This is a genomic window from Cognatundibacterium rugosum (assembly GCF_014284365.1).
Taxonomy (GTDB): domain Bacteria; phylum Pseudomonadota; class Gammaproteobacteria; order Burkholderiales; family Burkholderiaceae_D; genus Undibacterium; species Undibacterium rugosum.
The window spans coordinates 326976-344942 of the sequence record NZ_JACOGG010000003.1 but is presented as its reverse complement, the minus strand read 5'-3'; the positions used below and the strand labels follow the sequence as shown (position 1 = coordinate 344942).

Genomic DNA, 17967 nt, shown 5'->3' with positions numbered 1-17967 from the left:
GCCAGATATCATCGTTTAATACGCGCCGAACCATTCCATCTCCCTTTTATCCAGGATGGAAGAATCCTGCAAATCAGCAAAAATGTCTACTTGCTGGCTGATTCTATGAAATGAGGACATGCCCTAGTCTGATACGCTGCTCAAACTTCATCAGCCAACACTGAACCTCATGCCTATCCTAACTTTCGTCAAGCGACTGACACGACCAAGCTGCAGCATTGCCTTATCACTGCTTTGCAACATAAACTACGCAGCACCCGCCGGCTTTCAGGCCTACCCCATCACCGATAAAACCCAGCCTATACAAGTCGATGGCAAGCTGGATGAGGCAATCTGGGCAAAGGCGGCGGCGTTTGATACGTTTTATCAAACCCAGCCTGTCGATCAGCAAAAAGCGCATTTAAAAACTGAGGTAAGGCTGGCTTATGACGAAAAATACCTCTACGTCGGCATCAAAGCTTACGATGACAAGGCAGCGCTGATACGTGCCCCCTTTGCGCGGCGCGATAAGATCAGTATCGATCAGGACTTTGTCGCGCTTTACATCGACGCCAGTGGCAGCCATAAGTCCTCACAAGTGTTTTATGTCAATGCGCGTGGCGCGATTATGGATGGCATGTACTCGGATATGACGGGCGACGATACTGCCCCGGACTATGATTACCAGGTGGCGACGGCAATACAGGATGATGGCTGGAGTGCCGAATACCGGATACCGTTTTCCGAAATTGCCTACGACAAAAATGCAGACAAACCCTGGAGTTTGCTGGTATTGCGAAATATGATGCGGGATCAGCGTTACCGCATGTATAGCGGTGGCGTCACACGTGCCGCCAGTTGCAATCTGTGCTTCTCAGATGAGATCCATGGCTTGAAAAATCTGCCTTCCGGTATGAACTGGAGTATCACACCACAGATAGTCAGCCGCCGCAGTCGCGATGAGCAGAGCGGCACTCCGGCAAGCTCAGCGAGCAGCAATCAGCTGAGTCTGGATATGAAATTCAGACCGGATTCCGCTACGACTTTCGACGCCACCATACGCCCGGATTTTTCACAAATCGAGCTGGATGCCCCTCAGTTATCCGGCAATACCCGCTTCAGTATTTTCGTTTCTGAAAAAAAGCCATTCTTTTTGGAAGGTGCGGATATGTTGAAAACACCGATGAATGTAATCAGCACACGCAGTATTTCCAATCCCGACGCAGGCTTACGTTATACACGGCGCGACGGCGAACGTGATATCAGCATCCTCACAGCCAGAGATATCGCCGGTGGCCTGGTGCTGCTGCCGAATAGCTATTACACCGGACTCGCGACCCGCAGCGAGGATTCCATCGCCACCGATGCGCGCGCCAACTTCCACTTTGGCAGCTTGTCAGCGGGAGCGGTACTGACAGACCGCACGCTGAGCCAGTCAAAAGCCTATAACCGCGTGTTCGGCCCCGATTTTATCTGGCAGCGCAATGAAAATGAAATGCTGCGCGGCCAGCTCTTAGTGAGCCAAACCACAGCCCAGGCCAATGCTGACGGCAATCTGGTCGCAGGCGCCAGCACGCGTGGTCACGCTGCGCATCTGGAATGGTCGCGCGGCAACGACAGCTGGGCAATGTCCGCCACGTACAAGGATTTAAGTAAGGACTTCCGCGCTGATAATGGATTTTTTTCACAGACCGGATTCCGCAGTGTTAACGCTGAGTTGGTCAAAAAATTTGGCCGCAACGGCATCTTCCATGAGGTGAATCCTTATCTGCAGCTGGAATACAAACGCGATAGTCTGGGCAATATCATGGGCCGCAGCCTGATACCCGGCATACGGGTTGCCAGCCATTACGACAGCAGTGCCTATCTGGCCTTCAGCCCGGCCAGCCAAAGCCGAGTCAGTGAAACGGGTGAGGTATTTTCAAGCAATAAGTTACTGGCCGGTTTCGGTGTGAGTCCCGGCCGCCAGGTGGCCAGGGTGTCCGCCGACCTGACTCTGGGTGATGTGATCGATATCGACAGCAACCGCCTTGGCCGCGGTGGCACCATGAGTAGCAGCGCTAAACTGCGTCTGCATGACCGCTTCGAGCTGGAGCCTAACTTTGCGATTAACTGGATCAATCAGACCGCGATACCCGGCCTTACGCAGTCAGGCCGTGCCTACACAGAAACCGCCTTTCAGCTCAACAGTGTGCTGCACTTCAGCAGCCAGGATAATCTGCGTCTGATTTATCAACGCGGTCATGTCTGGCGCAATCCGGCGCTATACCAAAAAGCCGTGGCTGCCGATAGTGAACGCCATATCAGCTCGCTGGTGTACACCCATACCGAGAGCCTGGGACGGGTCGCCTATCTGGGCTGGACCCGCTCCGGCAATGAGACGCCGGGCTTGACTGCCAAACGTCAGCAAAACGAAGTCTTTGTGAAGCTGTCCTGGCGCATCTGAAGCGAAACCAATGAAATCTGAGCGACGCAGACTATAAGACTAAGATGCAATACCCCAGTCGCGCAGTATCGCCGCCGACTCATCGTTCTGATGTGCAGATTGCGCAGGTACATCCGGCTGGGTACGGCTGAAACGCGGTGCCGGTGCTGGCTGTACCACACCATCGAGTTCGACAAAACTGGAACGCGCTTTTGCATGGGAATGTAAAGGCGCGCTTTGCATATCCAGCACCGGTGCACAACAGGCATCGCTGCCCTCCAATAATTCACACCATTGCGCCTGGGTTTTTGTCGCAAATACTTGCGCCAGCTGTTGTTTGGCGGCGGCCCAGCCAGCGCGATCAAACTGCGCCGGTAACTGGCTCACATCTATCCCAGCCAACTGCAACAATTGCTGATAAAACGCAGGCTCTATCGCACCGACCGCCATATAGCGATGATCAGCACAGACATAGGTGTCGTAAAAATGCGCAGCGCCATCGAGCAGATTGCTGCCGCGCTGTAAGGACCAGGCACCGGCAGCCTGAAATCCATAGAGCATCGCGCCTAATAAGGCACTGCCTTCCGTCATGGCGGCATCCACTACCTGTCCCTGCCCCGATTGGCGCGCTTCCAGCAGAGCACAGACCACACCAAAGGCCAACAGCATGCCACCGCCACCAAAATCTGCTACCAGATTCAAGGGCGGCGCAGGCGGACTATCCGGTCTGCCCATCGCTTGCAACATGCCACTCAGCGCGAGGTAATTGATATCGTGTCCGGCACTGTGCGCTAAGGGCCCGTTCTGTCCCCAGCCTGTCATGCGTCCATACACCAGCCGCGGATTACGCTGCAGACAAACCTCAGGCCCCAGCCCCAGCTTTTCCATCACACCGGGCCGAAAACCTTCGATCAGGGCATCCGCTTTGTCACTCAGCGCCAACAAGGTCGCCTGATCCTGTGGCGATTTCAAATCCAGTGTAATCACACGCCGGCTGCGTCCCAGCACATCGTAACGGCTGCCCAGCAAAGGAAACACCTGCTGCGCCGCCGACGCGGTATCGGCGCGGCGCTGCACCCGAACCACCTCAGCCCCCATATCTGCCAGCATCATGGCAGCAAACGGACCAGGCCCCAGACCCAGCATTTCTATCACACGCAATCCTGCCAGCGGTCCACTCATAGACGCACTCCTGTATACAAAGAGAATCAACAGTATCGCTGTTTTTTAAGCCTGTTCGCAGGGTGCACATACGGAAACAACAGGATTTTTATTTTCAACGCTTTTGCCTGTGGTGGTCGATCAGATAAGGATGTTTGGTACCTCGAACTTGATGGCACAATGCCATTGCCCGCGTGAGGCACGGACGCTGGCGGTGCTTCGCGCCGACGCAGTCCGTTTTTTTGCTGCGCTGCTGAGGTTCAGTACAGGCACTGACTCAGCAACGTAAAGGCGGACATCAGCAGCGCTCAGGATGCGATGTAAGCGGTTTTCATCGTGGTGAAAAATTCGACCGCTGCACTGCCCTGCTCACGTGCGCCATAGCTGGAACCCTTGGTACCACCGAAAGGCACGTGATAATCAACGCCGGCAGTCGGCACATTCACCATCACCATACCAGCCCGCGCATGGCGACGGAAATGTGTCGCATACTTGAGTGAGGTGGTACAAATGCCAGCAGTCAGCCCGAATTCCGTATCATTCGCGAGCTGCAAAGCATGCTCATAATTCTTAGCCGGAATCACCGAAGCAACTGGCCCGAAGATTTCCTCGCGCGTATGTCGCATAGAGGGATCGCAATCCACGAATAAGGCAGGATTGAGGAAATAGCCGTCGGTATCACGTTGCAGGCGCTCACCACCGAAAGCCAGTTTCGCGCCTTCATCTTTAGCGATCTGTATGTAACGCAAATCCTGATCCAGCTGCGACTGATCTACCACCGGGCCGATGTCGATACCTGTGTGCAGGGCATGACCTACCCTCAGCTGCTGCAATTTGTCGGTCACCGCGGCCACAAAGCGGCCATAGATCGCCTCTTCCACAATAATGCGCGACGACGCCGTACAGCGCTGGCCGGTAGAGTAGAAAGAACCCTGAACCGCAGCATTGACCGCGACGTCCAGATCACTGTCTGCCAGCACCACCAAAGGATTTTTGCCGCCCATCTCCAGCTGTACTTTAGCGCGTCGTGCTGCACAAGCAGCGAGTACCCGGCTGCCAGTCGTCACGGAACCGGTAAAGCTGATCGCATCGACCCGGCGATCATTCACCATCGCTTCGCCAACTACACGACCAGGTCCCGCCACCAGATTGAATACGCCGGGTGGCAAACCGGCACGGCTGATAATTTCTGTCAGCGCCCAGGACGAGGCTGGTACTAATTCCGCTGGCTTGAGCAATACCGTATTGCCAAAAGCCAGTGCCGGTGCGACTTTCCAGGCCGGTATCGCGATAGGAAAATTCCAGGGCGCGATAATACCAACCACACCCACAGGTTCACGACTCACATCGACTTCTATACCAGGACGTACCGACGCCAGTTTATCGCCACGGATGCGCAAAGCTTCCTGTGCAAAGAATTTGAAAATCGCGGCAGCACGGCCGACTTCCCCTATCGCTTCCGGCAGCGTCTTACCCTCTTCACGCGCGAGCAAAGTACCCAGCTCAGTTTTACGTGCCTGGATTTCAGAACCGATCAGATCGAGTGCATCTGCTCTTTGCTGTACGCCAGAATGACGCCAGCTATGCGATGCCTGATACGCCGCTGCAATCGCTGCCTCTGCCTGTTCTGCGCCTGCCGTCGCGTAGTCGCCAACCACGTCAGCACGGTCAGATGGGCTGCGTACAGTAGTGTACTGAGCGCCGTCTGTCCATTCACCGTTAATCCATAATTTTTTCATTATTCTGTCTCCTTCAGGCTGCCCGCTGCCAGGGCAGCAAGCGTTGATGTTTTGGCGGGAAACACAGGCTGACGCAACTGCGGTGCTTCCCAACCGTATAAAAACTGACAGGCCGTGCCGCATATCCTGCCCTGACATGGCCCCATACCGGCGCGTGTCACCAGCTTGGCAGTACGCCAGTCAGCATGTTGCTGTAAGCGCGCGGCACTCACGTCTTCGCACCGGCACACGAGGGTATCCGGTTTGCATAGCGCGCGCAATCCGGCCCTGAGTGAAAAGCTAGTCTGCAATAAACGCGCAAATGCCAACGCCTGTCGCTGCACACGTCGCGCTGCCTCCGGAATCGCCTGTGCCGTAGCGGCCAGGCCTGCAATGTGTCCTTGAATCAGCGCCTGCTCCACACCACCTATACCAGTCACTTCACCTGCTGCCCAGATGTTGCGTACAGACGTCATTTGCTGCGCATCGACCTGTACTTTGCCTTCTGTCAGCGCACACTTCAGCGTATGCGCCAATTCCAGATTCGGCGTTAAGCCATAAGCACAGGCCAGTACATCACAGCCAAGTTCAATTTCCTGCTGACCCTGGCGCAGCCGCACTTGTTGTAAACGCTGCTGACCGGACGCCGCCAACACCGTGCTGCATGCGCGATAACGTACATATCGCAAAGACCAGAACAAGCCCAGCGCCTGCCAGGCTTTGGCGCGCTGCTGGCGCACTAATTGCCAGAAAAAACGGCACAAAGCGGACCAGGGCTGATCTTCCGCAATCAGCAACACCCGCGCGCCCGCTTGCTGCGCAGTCTGCGCTGCGGCTAGTAACAAAGGGCCGCTACCGGCGATCACCACGCGTTTCCCCTGCAAGCTGGCACCTGCCTTAACTAAAGCTTGCAAGCCACCAGCACCCATCACACCGGGTATAGTCCAACCCGGAAAGGGCAATAAAATCTCACGCGCACCGCTGCATAAAATCAGCTTTTCCCAGTGTATCGTCAGTACCTGATCGTCCTGCTCTGCCACCAGAGTTTGTGCCTGCAGTGCGACGATGCGCGTCGCGGGCAGGTACTGAACGAGCTGACTGCTGAGAATTTGCTGCCACATCGCATGGGCACGCGCATCTTTCCAATTCATTTCGCCACCGCGCCAGATCTGGCCGCCAGGTGCCGGGTTTTCATCCAGGATCACGATACGCACGCCAGCCTGCAGCGCGGCACTGGCGGCGGCCAGACCCGCAGGCCCGGCACCGATAATCAGGAGTTGCACGAAAATCTCTTGCTGTGTCATTTTGCCTCCATCGCGTGATGGGATGCGGTCTGTATCACCATGCCCGGGCTACACAGTGTCTGACAAGCCAGGCGCTGCGGCTGTCCATTGATCGTGACGCGGCATTCCTGGCATACCCCCATACCACACAGGACAAAACGCGACTCACCGCTAACAGAGCAGCGCGTCAGCCATTCATCCTGCTGCATGAGTAAAGCCGCAACCGTGATACCAGTCTGCGCTTCGATTGGTCTGCCATTGAGCCAAAGCCTGATGCTATCCTTTTGATCTTGCATAGCTCAGGTCTCCGGCTGAGTGAAACGGGATGGACAATAGTGTGCGGCGTGTACCGCAGGTGTGCGGCCAGCCATCTGATCCGCGATGATATGCGCGGTGGCCCAGGCCGTAGTGACACCTAAGCCTTCGTGTCCGGCTGCGATCCAGATGGAGGGATGATGTGGATGCACACCGATCAGGGGATGACCATCGGCTGTCGCTGGCCGCATACCCGCCCAGGCACGCAGAATGCGCATCTCGCTCAGACCAGGCAATAAACGCATCGCTGCATTCAATACCGCCGTGAGTGCCTCAGGATCAATTGCGGTATCAGTCTGATGATCCTGGCGGCAGGAACCGATCAGCCACTGCCCGGTAGGACGCGGCTGTACGTTCGCAGCGACAGTCAGGCCATCCGGCCGCATGCTGCTTTGCCCATAATCCATGCTGACGACCTGATGCTGTAAGCTGCCCGGATAACGCTCAGTAATGGCGAGATGACCTTTGCGCGGAAACACCCGCAGCTCAGGTAACAGCTCGCTGAGCTGTCCGCCTGTGGTCACAACGATACGCGCGGCATGGATGCGCTCACCATGAGCGAGAAGCACGTGATCCGGGGCCAGCGACTGCACACGACGGCCAGACAAATAGCAGCCACCGGCAGCGACCAGTTGCTGACTCAGAAAATGCGCCACTGCAGGTGGGTAAATCACACTGTCCTGCTGCACCCGCACCGCACCGGCCAGACCTTTGCGCAATGCGGGTTCCAGCCGCGCCAGCTGATCACCGCTGATGGCATCGGCCTGCCAGTCATGTGCATTCAGCCGTGCCGCACGCTGATGGGCTTCAGCCAGTTGAGCCTCATTTTCAGCGACCCATAAAGTGCCACAGGGATGATGCTCACCCGTACCCGGAAAGGCTTGCAAAAACTCACGCCACAGTCGCAGTGAATACAGGCAGAGTTCCAGTTCCTGCTCACTTTCATCCAGTGCCACCAGATGCCCCATACCGGCTGCTGTCACGCCACAGCCAGCGCTGGCGGCGTCGATCAGGGTGACGCGATAGCCCTCTTGTTGCAAGGTCCACGCACAGGCCGTGCCTATGATGCCGGCACCGACTACCAGCACATCGCTATGCAAACTCATGGCGCTGAAATAAGGGCTCAGGCCAGTTGTGGCAAGACCGGACGAGTCGCCAGCGCAGCGCGCACCACAGCCTCTGCGCGGCTACGCACTTCACCCTGCAAAGGCTGGCGTGGCAGGCGCACACGCTCATTGGACTCGATCACCATGGCCTCAACCAGCTTGATGTTTTGTACCAGATAGCTCGACACATCCAGATCCAGTAAAGGGCGGAACCAGCGATAGATAGTGAGGGCTTCGGCATAGCGGCCAGCCTGTATCAGCTTATAGATCGCCACCGTTTCATGTGGGAAGGCTACCACCAGACCTGCGACCCAGCCTTTGGCACCGGCAGTCAATGCCTCAAAAGCCAGATTATCGACACCGGTGAACAAGTCATAGCGATCACCCAGGCGGTTAATGATTTCTGTACTGCGACGGATATCGTCCGACGATTCTTTCACCGCCACAAAGCGCGCATCATCAGCCAGCTCTTCCAGCATATCGGTCGTCACATCCACGCGATAAGCGATACGGTTAGAGTAGATCATGACCGGCAAATCAGCGGCGGCCGCGATGGCACGCAGATTAGCAACAGTTTCCTGATGATTGGTATGGTAAATTGTGCTTGGCACCACCATCAGACCATCGGCGCCTGCACGAGCCCCTTTTTCCGCCAGCGCACAGGCTTCTTTGCTTGAGGCTTCCGCCACGGTCAGCAAGGCTGGCTTAGATCCGCATACTTCTTTGCTCAGTTTCAGTACATCGATACGCTCGGCATGCGACAGAAATGGCCCTTCGCCCAATGAGCCACAGGCGATCAGCCCATCGCAACCGGCATCCATCAGATATTGGAAGCACCGCTGCATTTCCTTGAAATCGAGCGTATCTTCAGGAGTGAATTTTGTCGTTACTGCAGGAATAACACCTTGCCACATGATAGAGCCTGACTTTCTCCGGCCGCTGCCGGTCTGGATGATAGATCTGTCCCACTCAGTAAGCGCCTGCCGCTCACGGCAAACCAGATTCACTGAGCACTGCTTACCTCCGCAGCATAACGCAAAGCCTGCGCTGGCTGGTATGAAGTTCAGTGCACAGTGTAAGACGCCACAGGCGCTGCGTCTTGACTGATGCAAGGCATTTGGAAGTAGAAATCGGCACAGACAATCTGTGCCTATCTGCGGCAGCACCAAAAAAAAACGGAATCACAGCAGTGATTCCGTATAGCAGGCGATAGCTGACACCATCAAAAGAATTCAGCTTCCCATCCCCAACAGATAGACCGCGTAGGCAACGACGCCCCAACCTGCAAAACGCAATTTACCCGCGCCGGACACGCGTTTTCTGAGCAGGAACAAGGCTGCACCCAAGGCTTGCAGCAGGCAGCTGGACAGTGTGAATCCTGCAGCATAAGCGAGCAGGCTCATGCCTGGCGCTAACTCTGCACCATGCGCGTAACCATGCGCAGCGCCAAACACACTGATGGCCAGCACGCCCGCCATGACCGGTACCCGGACTGCCATTGCCATCACCAGGCCACCGCAGAGTACCGATGCGGCGATCAGATACTCGGTCAAATGCATGACACCAAATGCAGCACCCAACGAGGCACCCAGGCACATGGCCAGTGTAAATTGCAGGCTGACCGCATAAGGACGTAAATGAGTTTGCTGCACAGACCAGTAACCGACAGCCAGCATCGCCAACCAGTGATCTGCACCGGTGAACGGATGGATCAGTCCGGCCAGCCAGCCTGAACCACTATGCAGGCCATCGTGTGCGAAAGTCATGCCAGGCATGGCCAGCAGACTCAGGCACAGCATCAGTAAGCGTGTTTTATTTTTTGAATACATAGAACAAGTCCCCCTTATACAAATTTATAAATCCTGCACCGTTCTTCCGTTTTTTTGACTATTCAATTTATTGTTGCCGAGGCTTCCCCCCCCTATTGCAGCGTTTTTTCCACATCCAACATACCCTGCTCGCGGATGAAACGCACCACGTCTTCCAGTCCTTCACCGCTGCGCAAATTCGTCATCACGAATGGACGGCTACCACGCATACGGCGTGCATCCTGCGCCATCACATCCAGATTGGCACCAACATACGGTGCCAGATCGGTTTTATTGATGATTAATAAGTCGGAACGGGTAATGCCGGGACCGCCTTTGCGCGGAATTTTTTCTCCACCGGCCACGTCGATGACATAAATGGTGAGATCGGATAATTCCGGACTGAAGGTAGCGGCCAGATTGTCGCCACCCGATTCCACCAGGATCAGATCGAGAAATGGAAAATCGGCACTCATGCGTGCAATCGCTTCCAGGTTGATGGACGCATCCTCGCGGATCGCGGTATGCGGGCAACCGCCCGTTTCCACGCCCATCAGACGTTCTGCTGGCAAGGCATCGGCACGCATCAGGATTTCCATATCCTCTTTGGTGTAGATATCGTTGGTGATCACTGCCATTTCATAGTCAGCACGCATGCGCTTACACAGCATTTCGCACAATGCTGTTTTACCTGAGCCGACCGGACCGCCGATGCCGACTCTTAAAGGATTAGGATTACTCGGTTTGTTCATAGCTAGTCCTGTATTTGATTTCTGTTTATTGCTGTTGTGCTGCGTAGGATAAGGCGCTGAGGCCACATCCTCAGGAGCGGTATAAGCGACTGTATTGCACCTCATGCTGCATCGATAGCAGAGACAAGCCCGGCGCCCAGTTACTGAGACTGGCATCGTCCAGTTGCTGCGCCAGTTGTGCCGCCTGCTCCAATACCGGTCCCAGTGCCAGCAATAGCCGCTGACCGGCCACCTGTCCCAATGGCACCGATTTGACGCAGACCAGCACCTGGTTTTCTGCCCAGGCATACAGGCTGCCGAGTAAAGCCTGCGCTGGCGGCACTTGCAAGCTGATGGCAGCGCAGGCATAGGCGGTCGGAAAAGGAATTTCCGACAAGCTCTGCAAAATCCGCGCCGCATCGACATCAACCACCTGTAAATCCAACAGCAACCTGGCCAGCGAATAGCCCATCTGTATCGTCTCGGCGCGGAATTCCGCCGTATCCCGTGCAGCGATAAACAAGGTATTCCAGCTGCTGACCGCTTCCGCATCGGCACAGGCAAAGGCTTGCAGCAGTCGCCAGGTCAGCGCAGCCTCGAACGGTGCCACCACTTCCAGTGCATAGGCGGCTATCCAGTCTTTGGCCTGAGCTGCATTCGTGACGTGGCCCTGTTCTATTGCCGCTTCCAGTCCTTGCGAATAGCTATAAGCACCGACCGGTAAAGACGGGCTGGCCAATTGCAGCAAATGCAGTAAGGCATGTGCTTGCATAAGCCTTAACTCCGGCCTTGAGCGCAACAGATGCACATCGTTTTCACTGTGTATCTCCGGGCCGGTGTATGCGCTGACGCAGCGGTATCGGTGCCAGCGGATGATGTCCGTGATGGCCGTCGTGATCAGCATGATGATGGCCGCCACCATAGGCACCTGACTCGGGTTCGAAGGCGGCCATTTCCTCACTCACGGTGGCGCCCAGACCTTGCAACATCTCTTTGAGTACAGGGTCCTGCCGTATGCGTAAACAACCTGCCCCGACCTGGGCCTGGGTATGGCGATTTCCTAAATGAAAAGCGCAACGCAATAAGCTTTGCGCTGAATCGCATTCCACTTTGTAAGTCGGTTCAGCCGCTGCCAGAATTTGCACAGTGCGGCCATCGCTGGCCATCAGCAGGTCGCCGTGGCGCATCACGCTGCCGCGCACGGTCAGCACCGCCACTTCTTCACCCGACAACAGCCTGGCGCGCAGGCGTGATTTTTCCCTTAACTCATAGGGCAATTCCAGCTGACCGTAAATCTGTTCAGCCTGTTCGGTTTTGGTATGTAAAGTCAGCATATTGTGTATCCCTGGACTGAGGCCATAACGCCACTGCGGCAATGTTGCGTCAGTCCAATTCGATTAAAACAAAAAATAACGCTGAGCCAGTGGCAGGCTGCTGGCTGGTTCGCACACCAGCAATTCGCCATTGGCGCGCACCTGGTAGGTTTCCGGGTCAACTTCCATGTGTGGCGTCAGGCTGTTATGCAGCATGTCCCGTTTGCGCAGACTGCGCATATTGCGCACAGCAATTAATGTTTTATTGAGCTGCAATTCTTGTGCCAATCCCGCATCCAGCCCCGCCTGCGAGACGAAAGTGAAGGATTTTTTCAAGCCGCCGCCGAAGGCACCGAACATCATGCGGTAATGCACGGGCTGCGGTGTCGGTATCGACGCATTGGGGTCACCCATCTGCGCCGCAGCGATCATGCCGCCCTTGAGTATCATGGAAGGCTTGACGCCGAAAAATGCCGGTTTCCACAGCACCAGATCAGCGATCTTGCCGACTTCTACCGAACCCACCACATGGCTGATACCGTGGGTGATAGCAGGGTTGATGGTGTATTTGGCGATATAGCGTTTAGCGCGGAAATTATCATTGTGACGACTGTCTTCAGCCAGCGCACCGCGTTGCAGTTTCATTTTGTGCGCAGTCTGCCAGGTGCGCATAATCACTTCGCCCACCCTGCCCATGGCTTGCGAGTCTGAAGACATCATGGAAATCGCACCGATATCATGCAGAATGTCTTCGGCAGCGATGGTTTCACGCCGTATGCGCGATTCAGCAAAGGCGATGTCTTCTGAAATCGCCGGGTCCAGGTGGTGGCATACCATCAGCATATCCAGATGCTCATCCAGGGTATTGACGGTATAGGGACGGGTTGGATTGGTGGAAGATGGCAGCACATTGGCCTGTCCGACTGCTGCAATGATATCTGGCGCATGACCGCCACCCGCACCTTCGGTATGAAAAGTATGGATAGTCCTGTCTTTAAATGCCGCCAGCGTATGCTCGAGAAAACCACCTTCATTCAGCGTATCGCTGTGGATCGCAACCTGCACATCCATACGGTCTGCCACGCTCAGGCAATTGTCGATCGCCTGCGGCGTACTGCCCCAGTCTTCATGCAATTTCAGCCCTATCGCACCGGCATAAATCTGCTCCTCCAGCGGCAAAGGCAGACTCACGTTACCCTTGCCCAGAAAACCCAGATTCATAGGAAAGGCATCGGCTGCCATCAGCATGGAGTGTAAATGCCAGGGACCAGGCGTACAGGTGGTAGCGGCCGTGCCGACCGCCGGCCCCGTACCGCCGCCTATCATGGTGGTGACCCCGCTCATGAGTGCTTCTTCAATTTGCTGCGGGCAGATAAAATGGATATGGGTATCGACCCCGCCAGCCGTAATGATCATACCTTCACCGGCAATGATCTCCGTCGCGCCGCCGATGATCATATCGACGCCGGGCTGGATATCAGGATTACCCGCCTTGCCGATGGCTGCAATCAAACCGTTTTTCAGGCCGATGTCGGCCTTCACGATGCCCCAATGATCCAGTATGACGGCATTGGTGATCACCGTGTCCATGACTTCACGATGCGCACGCTGGGACTGGCCCATGCCATCGCGTATCACTTTGCCACCACCGAATTTCACTTCTTCACCGTAGATCGCAAAATCCCTCTCGATCTCGATCACCAAACCAGTATCTGCAAGCCGGATGCGGTCACCTGTGGTTGGCCCGAACATTTCGGCATAGGCCTGACGGCTGATTTTCATAAATCCTCCTTCAGGGCACCCATGACTTTGCCATTGAATCCATAGACCCGCCGGTCACCGGCCAGCGCTACCAGCTCAACCGTGCGTTGCTGCCCCGGCTCAAACCTGACTGCGGTACCGGCCGCAATATTCAGCCGCATGCCATAGCCTGCAGCACGCTCAAATAACAAGGCTGGATTCGTTTCATAAAAATGGAAATGGGAACCGACCTGTATCGGACGGTCACCGCTGTTTGCCACAACCAGCGTGCGCGTCGCGCGGCCAGCATTGAGCGTCAGCTCGCCGTCGGCAATCAATAATTCTCCGGGTATCATAGCGACTCCTAGGGGATAGGATGATGGACGGTGACCAGTTTGCTGCCGTCCGGGAAGGTGGCTTCCACCTGGATATCAGGAATCATTTCAGGCACGCCTTCCATCACCTCATCACGACTCAGTATCTGTGTGCCGTCCGACATCAGTTGCGCCACGGTCTTGCCGTCGCGCGCACCTTCCATGATGGCCGCAGTAATCAATGCCACGGCTTCGGGATAATTCAGCTTCAGGCCACGCGCTTTACGCCGCTCAGCCAGTAAGGCCGCAGTAAAGATCAGCAGCTTATCTTTTTCTCTGGGGGTCAGATCCATCGCATTTCGCTTTCAGGCAAGGATTAATCATGTCACCCTTAAGCATTGCAAGAATCACTCCAGCCTGTACACCGTGCTATGCATAGCACTGCCTCATCACTTTTTCACCAAAATAGTGCGGCATGCTCCACATTGACGCAGTGTTGCAGTACGTTGTCAGCTGGTCTCAGCCCAATACTGACTCAGGATTACAATACACGTCACCCCACAGCCCCCGACGCCAACGCACTGAACTGACCGCATCATGAATTTTTCCTGGCTCAATGACTTGTTTGCCCAGCACCAGCAACTGCTGGTGTTTATCAACGTGCTGTTACAGCAATTAGGCTTGCCGGTTCCGGCTGTACCGACCATGATGTTTCAGGCTAGTCAGGTCACGCACTGGCTGAGCTTACCTGCGCTGCTACTGGCAGCAGTCTGTGCCTCACTGCTGGCGGATCTGATCTGGTATCAGGCGGGCAAACAGTTTGGCTACCGCATCTTGAAGTTTTTATGCCGCATGTCGATCAACCCCGGCTCCTGTGTGAATCAGACCGAACAACGCTTTGCACGCTGGGGTATCTGGTCTGTGGTGTTTGGTAAATTCATTCCCGGCTTTTCTACTGTAGCGCCGCCGGTTGCGGGCGCGCTGGGCATGTCGCGCAGCCAGTTTCTGTTGGCCTCGGCCATCGGTGCTGCCTTATGGGCCGGACTGGCGCTAGTGGCTGGCTATGCCTTGCAAGCACAGATCGCCATTCTGCTGGCCCTGCTGGCCACACATGGCATACGCTTGGCGCTGGTATTTGGCGCGATACTGGCCAGTTGGATAGGCTGGAAATTCTGGCAGAAAAAGCGCTTCGAACGCATGGCGGCCATACCCCATATTCAGGCCAGTGATTTACAAGCCCTGCTGCAACAGGGCCAGCAAGCGCAGATTATTGATTTACGCAGCCCGGCACTGGCGGCGGAAGCCGGTCTGTTGCCGGGTGCACTACAGACAGAACTTAGTCGTCTGGCTGATCTGAGCGAACAGTTATCACGTGACACCCTGACTGTGACCTTTTGCGCTTGCCCCGGCGATGCCAGTGCTATCCATGCAGCACATCGCTTGCAGGCGCTGGGCTTTACTCAGGTGCGCCCTTTACGTGGTGGCTTTGATGCGTGGCAGCAAGCGATGCAGAGCAAGTAAAGTCACCACCGACAGGCTCAGGTTTGCCAGATACGCGGTATCTGCGCCGCCTTGCCACACATGATGGGTCGCAAATGCTGCCAGACCAGTTGCACCCAGGCGCGTGCAGCTTCGCTGGAGTCGCCCAGATAGCGCGCCACCAGCACGTTTTTGCTCACACTGGCACCCACGGCGGCACCCGGCTCCTGATCATCACACAGTTGTTGCATGGCCTCGCGCAAGGCCAACATCTGTGCTGCGTCCGGCAAACGTCCGGCCGCCAGCAAAGTGGCTGAAACGGTATGCCCGCGCAAGCCCAGCAAACTGTGCATAGCGGCTGATCCAGCCTGCAACTGCCCTTGCTCCGACCATAGCAATTGCTGATCACGCCAGATGCGGGTGCGCTGGGACAGCGACCCCTGGGTGAAGCGTTCGCCACTGGCCTGACGGCCAAAACACAGTATTTCGGCCCCCAGATATTGAGCATCAGCTTGCAATCTGACTTCCTGCAGCATGTCGACCTGCGCCGCATCAAACACGATGGTTTCCTGCGGCAGCCATTCCAGCATGCTGCCTGCAGCCAGCTCCAGTTGCACCGCCTGATGCGATGCCTGCCCCAGACTTTTATACCATTTAGCAGCGCCCGGCGTGCTTATCAGCGCATGGCTGCCGGTAGCGCAACTGACTTGTATCTGCAAGCGGTCACCACCAACGATGCCGCCTGGAGGATGAATGATGACGGCATGGCAGACGTCCGGCCCTTCCGGATATAAGGCTTTCTGTACCCGTAAAGGACCGTGATGCGAGCGCTGCAACAGCCTGCTCGCATCAAATGCACGTGCAAAACCCAGCTGCAGCTGGGCCTCCCATGCATTTTGTTCTTGTGTGGCTTTCTGTGCTGTCTGGCTTGTATGTGCCACATCAGCCTGATTCTGTGTCATGCCTGCCGGTCCGTTTAGTATTTAGCTACATAGGGAAAAGCAGGAAGCATGCCGGAGCGGAGCGTTAACGCATTTGCGGATAGCCAGTGATTTGCTGTATCTCTTTATATAAGGGCTGCAGACGCGCATACATTTTCTGGTACACGCGGTGATACAACTCATTGTAAATCTGATGGTGATGAACAATAGGTTCAAAAGTATCACCGATGCGTGTCATGGCTGCGATGGCGCTGGTAAAATCCGGGTAAAAGCCCAGTCCTACCGCGGCATCAATCGCAGCCCCCAGGCCGGAAGTCTCGTACACATGCGGGCGTGAGGTCGGCAGCCCGAAAATATCGGCGGTCAATTGCATCGCCGCGTCACTTTGCGAACCTCCACCAGAAATACGCAAGCTGGTGATGGCCACACCACTGCGCTTCTCTATGCGTTCCTTGCCATCGCGCAGTGCGTAGGCCAGGCCTTCGAGTATCGCGCGATACATGTGGGCGCGCGTATGTACATCGCCAAAACCTATCATCGCACCTTTCGCTTCCGGCCCCGGCACTTTAATTCCCGGCGTCCAATAGGGCTGCAGCATCAGGCCCATAGAGCCCGGCGGCACCGCATTCACCAGTTCATCGAATAAGGCTTCCGGCAATACGCCCTGCTGTTCGGCCTGGATTTTTTCATGGTGACCAAACTGTTCTTTAAACCAGTTCACCATCCAGTAACCACGAAATATCTGCACTTCATTGCTGTAAGCGCCGGGGATCGCAGCCGGATACGGTGGAATGAAGGGCACTACCTCCACATATTTGCGGCTGGTGGTGTTGATGGTCGCGGTGGTGCCATAACTCAGGCAACCGATGTGTGGCTGCTGACAGCCAGCACCTATCACTTCGCAAGCCTTGTCAGCGGCAGCTGCAATCAGCGGCGTACCTGCCGGAATGCCAGTGGCTGCTGCGGCTTCTGTAGTAATCGTGTCCAGCACGCTGCCGGGGGGTAGCAATTCTGGCAGGGTTTCCGGACGCACTGCGAGTGCCTGCCATTTCCAGTCCAGCTTACCGGCCCATTTCAAGCCCTTGTAATCAAACGGAATATAGCCGACCTGAGAACCAGTGGAATCGACGAAACGATGACAGAGCCGGTAATTCAGGTAGCCGGACAACATCAGGAATTTATCGGTTTTTTCCCAGATCTCGGGCTGATTAACTTTGATCCAGTTGGCTTCTGCCTCACCACGCAGAAATTGTATGGTGTCGTGCACGCCCGCAACCCGGAACGCGGCCAGCCACAGCGGATGCACAGGCGGCACCACATCGGTACGACGCTGATCCAGCCAGGTAATCGCCGGGCGCAAGGGCTGGCCCTGCTTATCCAGATTCACCACCGTACCGCGCTGGGTAGTTACCGCCACACCAGCCACCCGCGTGGGCTCTATGCCGTGTGTGGTCCACAAGTGCTGGCAAGCCTGACATACGGCCTGCCAGTAATCTTCAGCATGATGCTCGGCCCAGCCCGGATGCGCAGAAAAATAAGCTTCTAAATGCACCTGAGATTTCGCCACGATATTGCCGTGCAAATCAAACAAAATGGCACGCACACTTTGCGTACCATTATCGATAGAAAGTAAGTATTGCTCAGACATAGGTCC

General features: G+C 55.8%; 17 protein-coding genes. 2 read left to right on the top strand and 15 right to left on the bottom strand.

From position 1 onward, the window contains the following. Positions 1 to 169: 169 nt before the first annotated feature. Complete coding sequence (locus H8K47_RS04700; RefSeq protein ID WP_186880256.1) at positions 170 to 2425, top strand: carbohydrate binding family 9 domain-containing protein; 2256 nt, start codon at positions 170 to 172, stop codon at positions 2423 to 2425. Positions 2426 to 2464: 39 nt separating this feature from the next. Here the strand turns inward: H8K47_RS04700 and H8K47_RS04695 are convergent, their stop codons facing one another. The 13 genes from H8K47_RS04695 to H8K47_RS04635 all read right to left on the bottom strand — a co-directional run bounded on the left by H8K47_RS04695 (position 2465) and on the right by H8K47_RS04635 (position 14246). Beyond that, positions 2465 to 3586, bottom strand: coding sequence for a CaiB/BaiF CoA transferase family protein (locus H8K47_RS04695; RefSeq protein WP_186880255.1), 1122 nt, complete (start codon positions 3584 to 3586; stop codon positions 2465 to 2467). A gap of 287 nt (positions 3587 to 3873) precedes the next feature. Continuing rightward, entirely contained in the window at positions 3874 to 5304 is a 1431-nt protein-coding gene (locus tag H8K47_RS04690) for an aldehyde dehydrogenase family protein (protein ID WP_186880254.1), read from the bottom strand. Continuing rightward, entirely contained in the window at positions 5304 to 6587 is a 1284-nt protein-coding gene (locus H8K47_RS04685) for an NAD(P)/FAD-dependent oxidoreductase (RefSeq protein ID WP_186880253.1), read from the bottom strand. Before H8K47_RS04685 ends, H8K47_RS04690 begins: the two co-directional genes overlap by 1 nt. Further along, on the bottom strand, positions 6584 to 6862 hold the full coding sequence (locus H8K47_RS04680) for a (2Fe-2S)-binding protein (RefSeq protein ID WP_186880252.1): 279 nt from the start codon (positions 6860 to 6862) through the stop codon (positions 6584 to 6586). Before H8K47_RS04680 ends, H8K47_RS04685 begins: the two co-directional genes overlap by 4 nt. Before the next feature lie 3 nt (positions 6863 to 6865). Beyond that, positions 6866 to 7987 carry an NAD(P)/FAD-dependent oxidoreductase gene (locus H8K47_RS04675; RefSeq protein WP_186880251.1) on the bottom strand — a complete coding sequence of 374 codons (1122 nt, stop codon included), beginning with the start codon at positions 7985 to 7987 and terminating at the stop codon, positions 6866 to 6868. 17 nt (positions 7988 to 8004) lie between these two features. Beyond that, positions 8005 to 8901: a dihydrodipicolinate synthase family protein gene (locus tag H8K47_RS04670; RefSeq protein WP_186880250.1), complete on the bottom strand. Its 897-nt coding sequence runs from the start codon at positions 8899 to 8901 to the stop codon at positions 8005 to 8007. 318 nt (positions 8902 to 9219) lie between these two features. After that, entirely contained in the window at positions 9220 to 9816 is a 597-nt protein-coding gene (locus H8K47_RS04665) for a HupE/UreJ family protein (protein WP_186880249.1), read from the bottom strand. Between the two features lie 92 nt (positions 9817 to 9908). Beyond that, positions 9909 to 10547, bottom strand: coding sequence for an urease accessory protein UreG (ureG, locus tag H8K47_RS04660; protein ID WP_186880248.1), 639 nt, complete (start codon positions 10545 to 10547; stop codon positions 9909 to 9911). Positions 10548 to 10617: 70 nt separating this feature from the next. Further along, positions 10618 to 11298: an urease accessory protein UreF gene (locus tag H8K47_RS04655; RefSeq protein ID WP_186880247.1), complete on the bottom strand. Its 681-nt coding sequence runs from the start codon at positions 11296 to 11298 to the stop codon at positions 10618 to 10620. A 43-nt stretch (positions 11299 to 11341) separates the two neighbouring features. Beyond that, a complete protein-coding gene (gene ureE / locus H8K47_RS04650) occupies positions 11342 to 11860 on the bottom strand; it encodes an urease accessory protein UreE (protein ID WP_186880246.1) in 519 nt (172 codons plus the stop codon). Between the two features lie 63 nt (positions 11861 to 11923). Then, entirely contained in the window at positions 11924 to 13621 is a 1698-nt protein-coding gene (gene ureC / locus H8K47_RS04645; protein ID WP_186880245.1) for an urease subunit alpha, read from the bottom strand. After that, complete coding sequence (locus H8K47_RS04640; protein WP_186880244.1) at positions 13618 to 13935, bottom strand: urease subunit beta; 318 nt, start codon at positions 13933 to 13935, stop codon at positions 13618 to 13620. Before H8K47_RS04640 ends, ureC begins: the two co-directional genes overlap by 4 nt. A gap of 8 nt (positions 13936 to 13943) precedes the next feature. Beyond that, positions 13944 to 14246 (bottom strand): urease subunit gamma, encoded by a 303-nt coding sequence (locus H8K47_RS04635; RefSeq protein ID WP_186880243.1) that lies wholly within the window; start codon positions 14244 to 14246, stop codon positions 13944 to 13946. 244 nt (positions 14247 to 14490) lie between these two features. Between H8K47_RS04635 and H8K47_RS04630 the strand changes: the two genes are divergently transcribed. Then, positions 14491 to 15414 carry a VTT domain-containing protein gene (locus tag H8K47_RS04630; protein ID WP_186880242.1) on the top strand — a complete coding sequence of 308 codons (924 nt, stop codon included), beginning with the start codon at positions 14491 to 14493 and terminating at the stop codon, positions 15412 to 15414. A 17-nt stretch (positions 15415 to 15431) separates the two neighbouring features. Here H8K47_RS04630 and H8K47_RS04625 read toward each other — a convergent pair whose 3' ends face one another. Continuing rightward, positions 15432 to 16334, bottom strand: a complete 903-nt coding sequence (locus H8K47_RS04625; RefSeq protein WP_186880241.1) for an urease accessory protein UreD — start codon at positions 16332 to 16334, stop codon at positions 15432 to 15434. Positions 16335 to 16398: 64 nt separating this feature from the next. Beyond that, a complete protein-coding gene (locus H8K47_RS04620; protein WP_186880240.1) occupies positions 16399 to 17961 on the bottom strand; it encodes an FGGY-family carbohydrate kinase in 1563 nt (520 codons plus the stop codon). Positions 17962 to 17967: the final 6 nt, after the last annotated feature.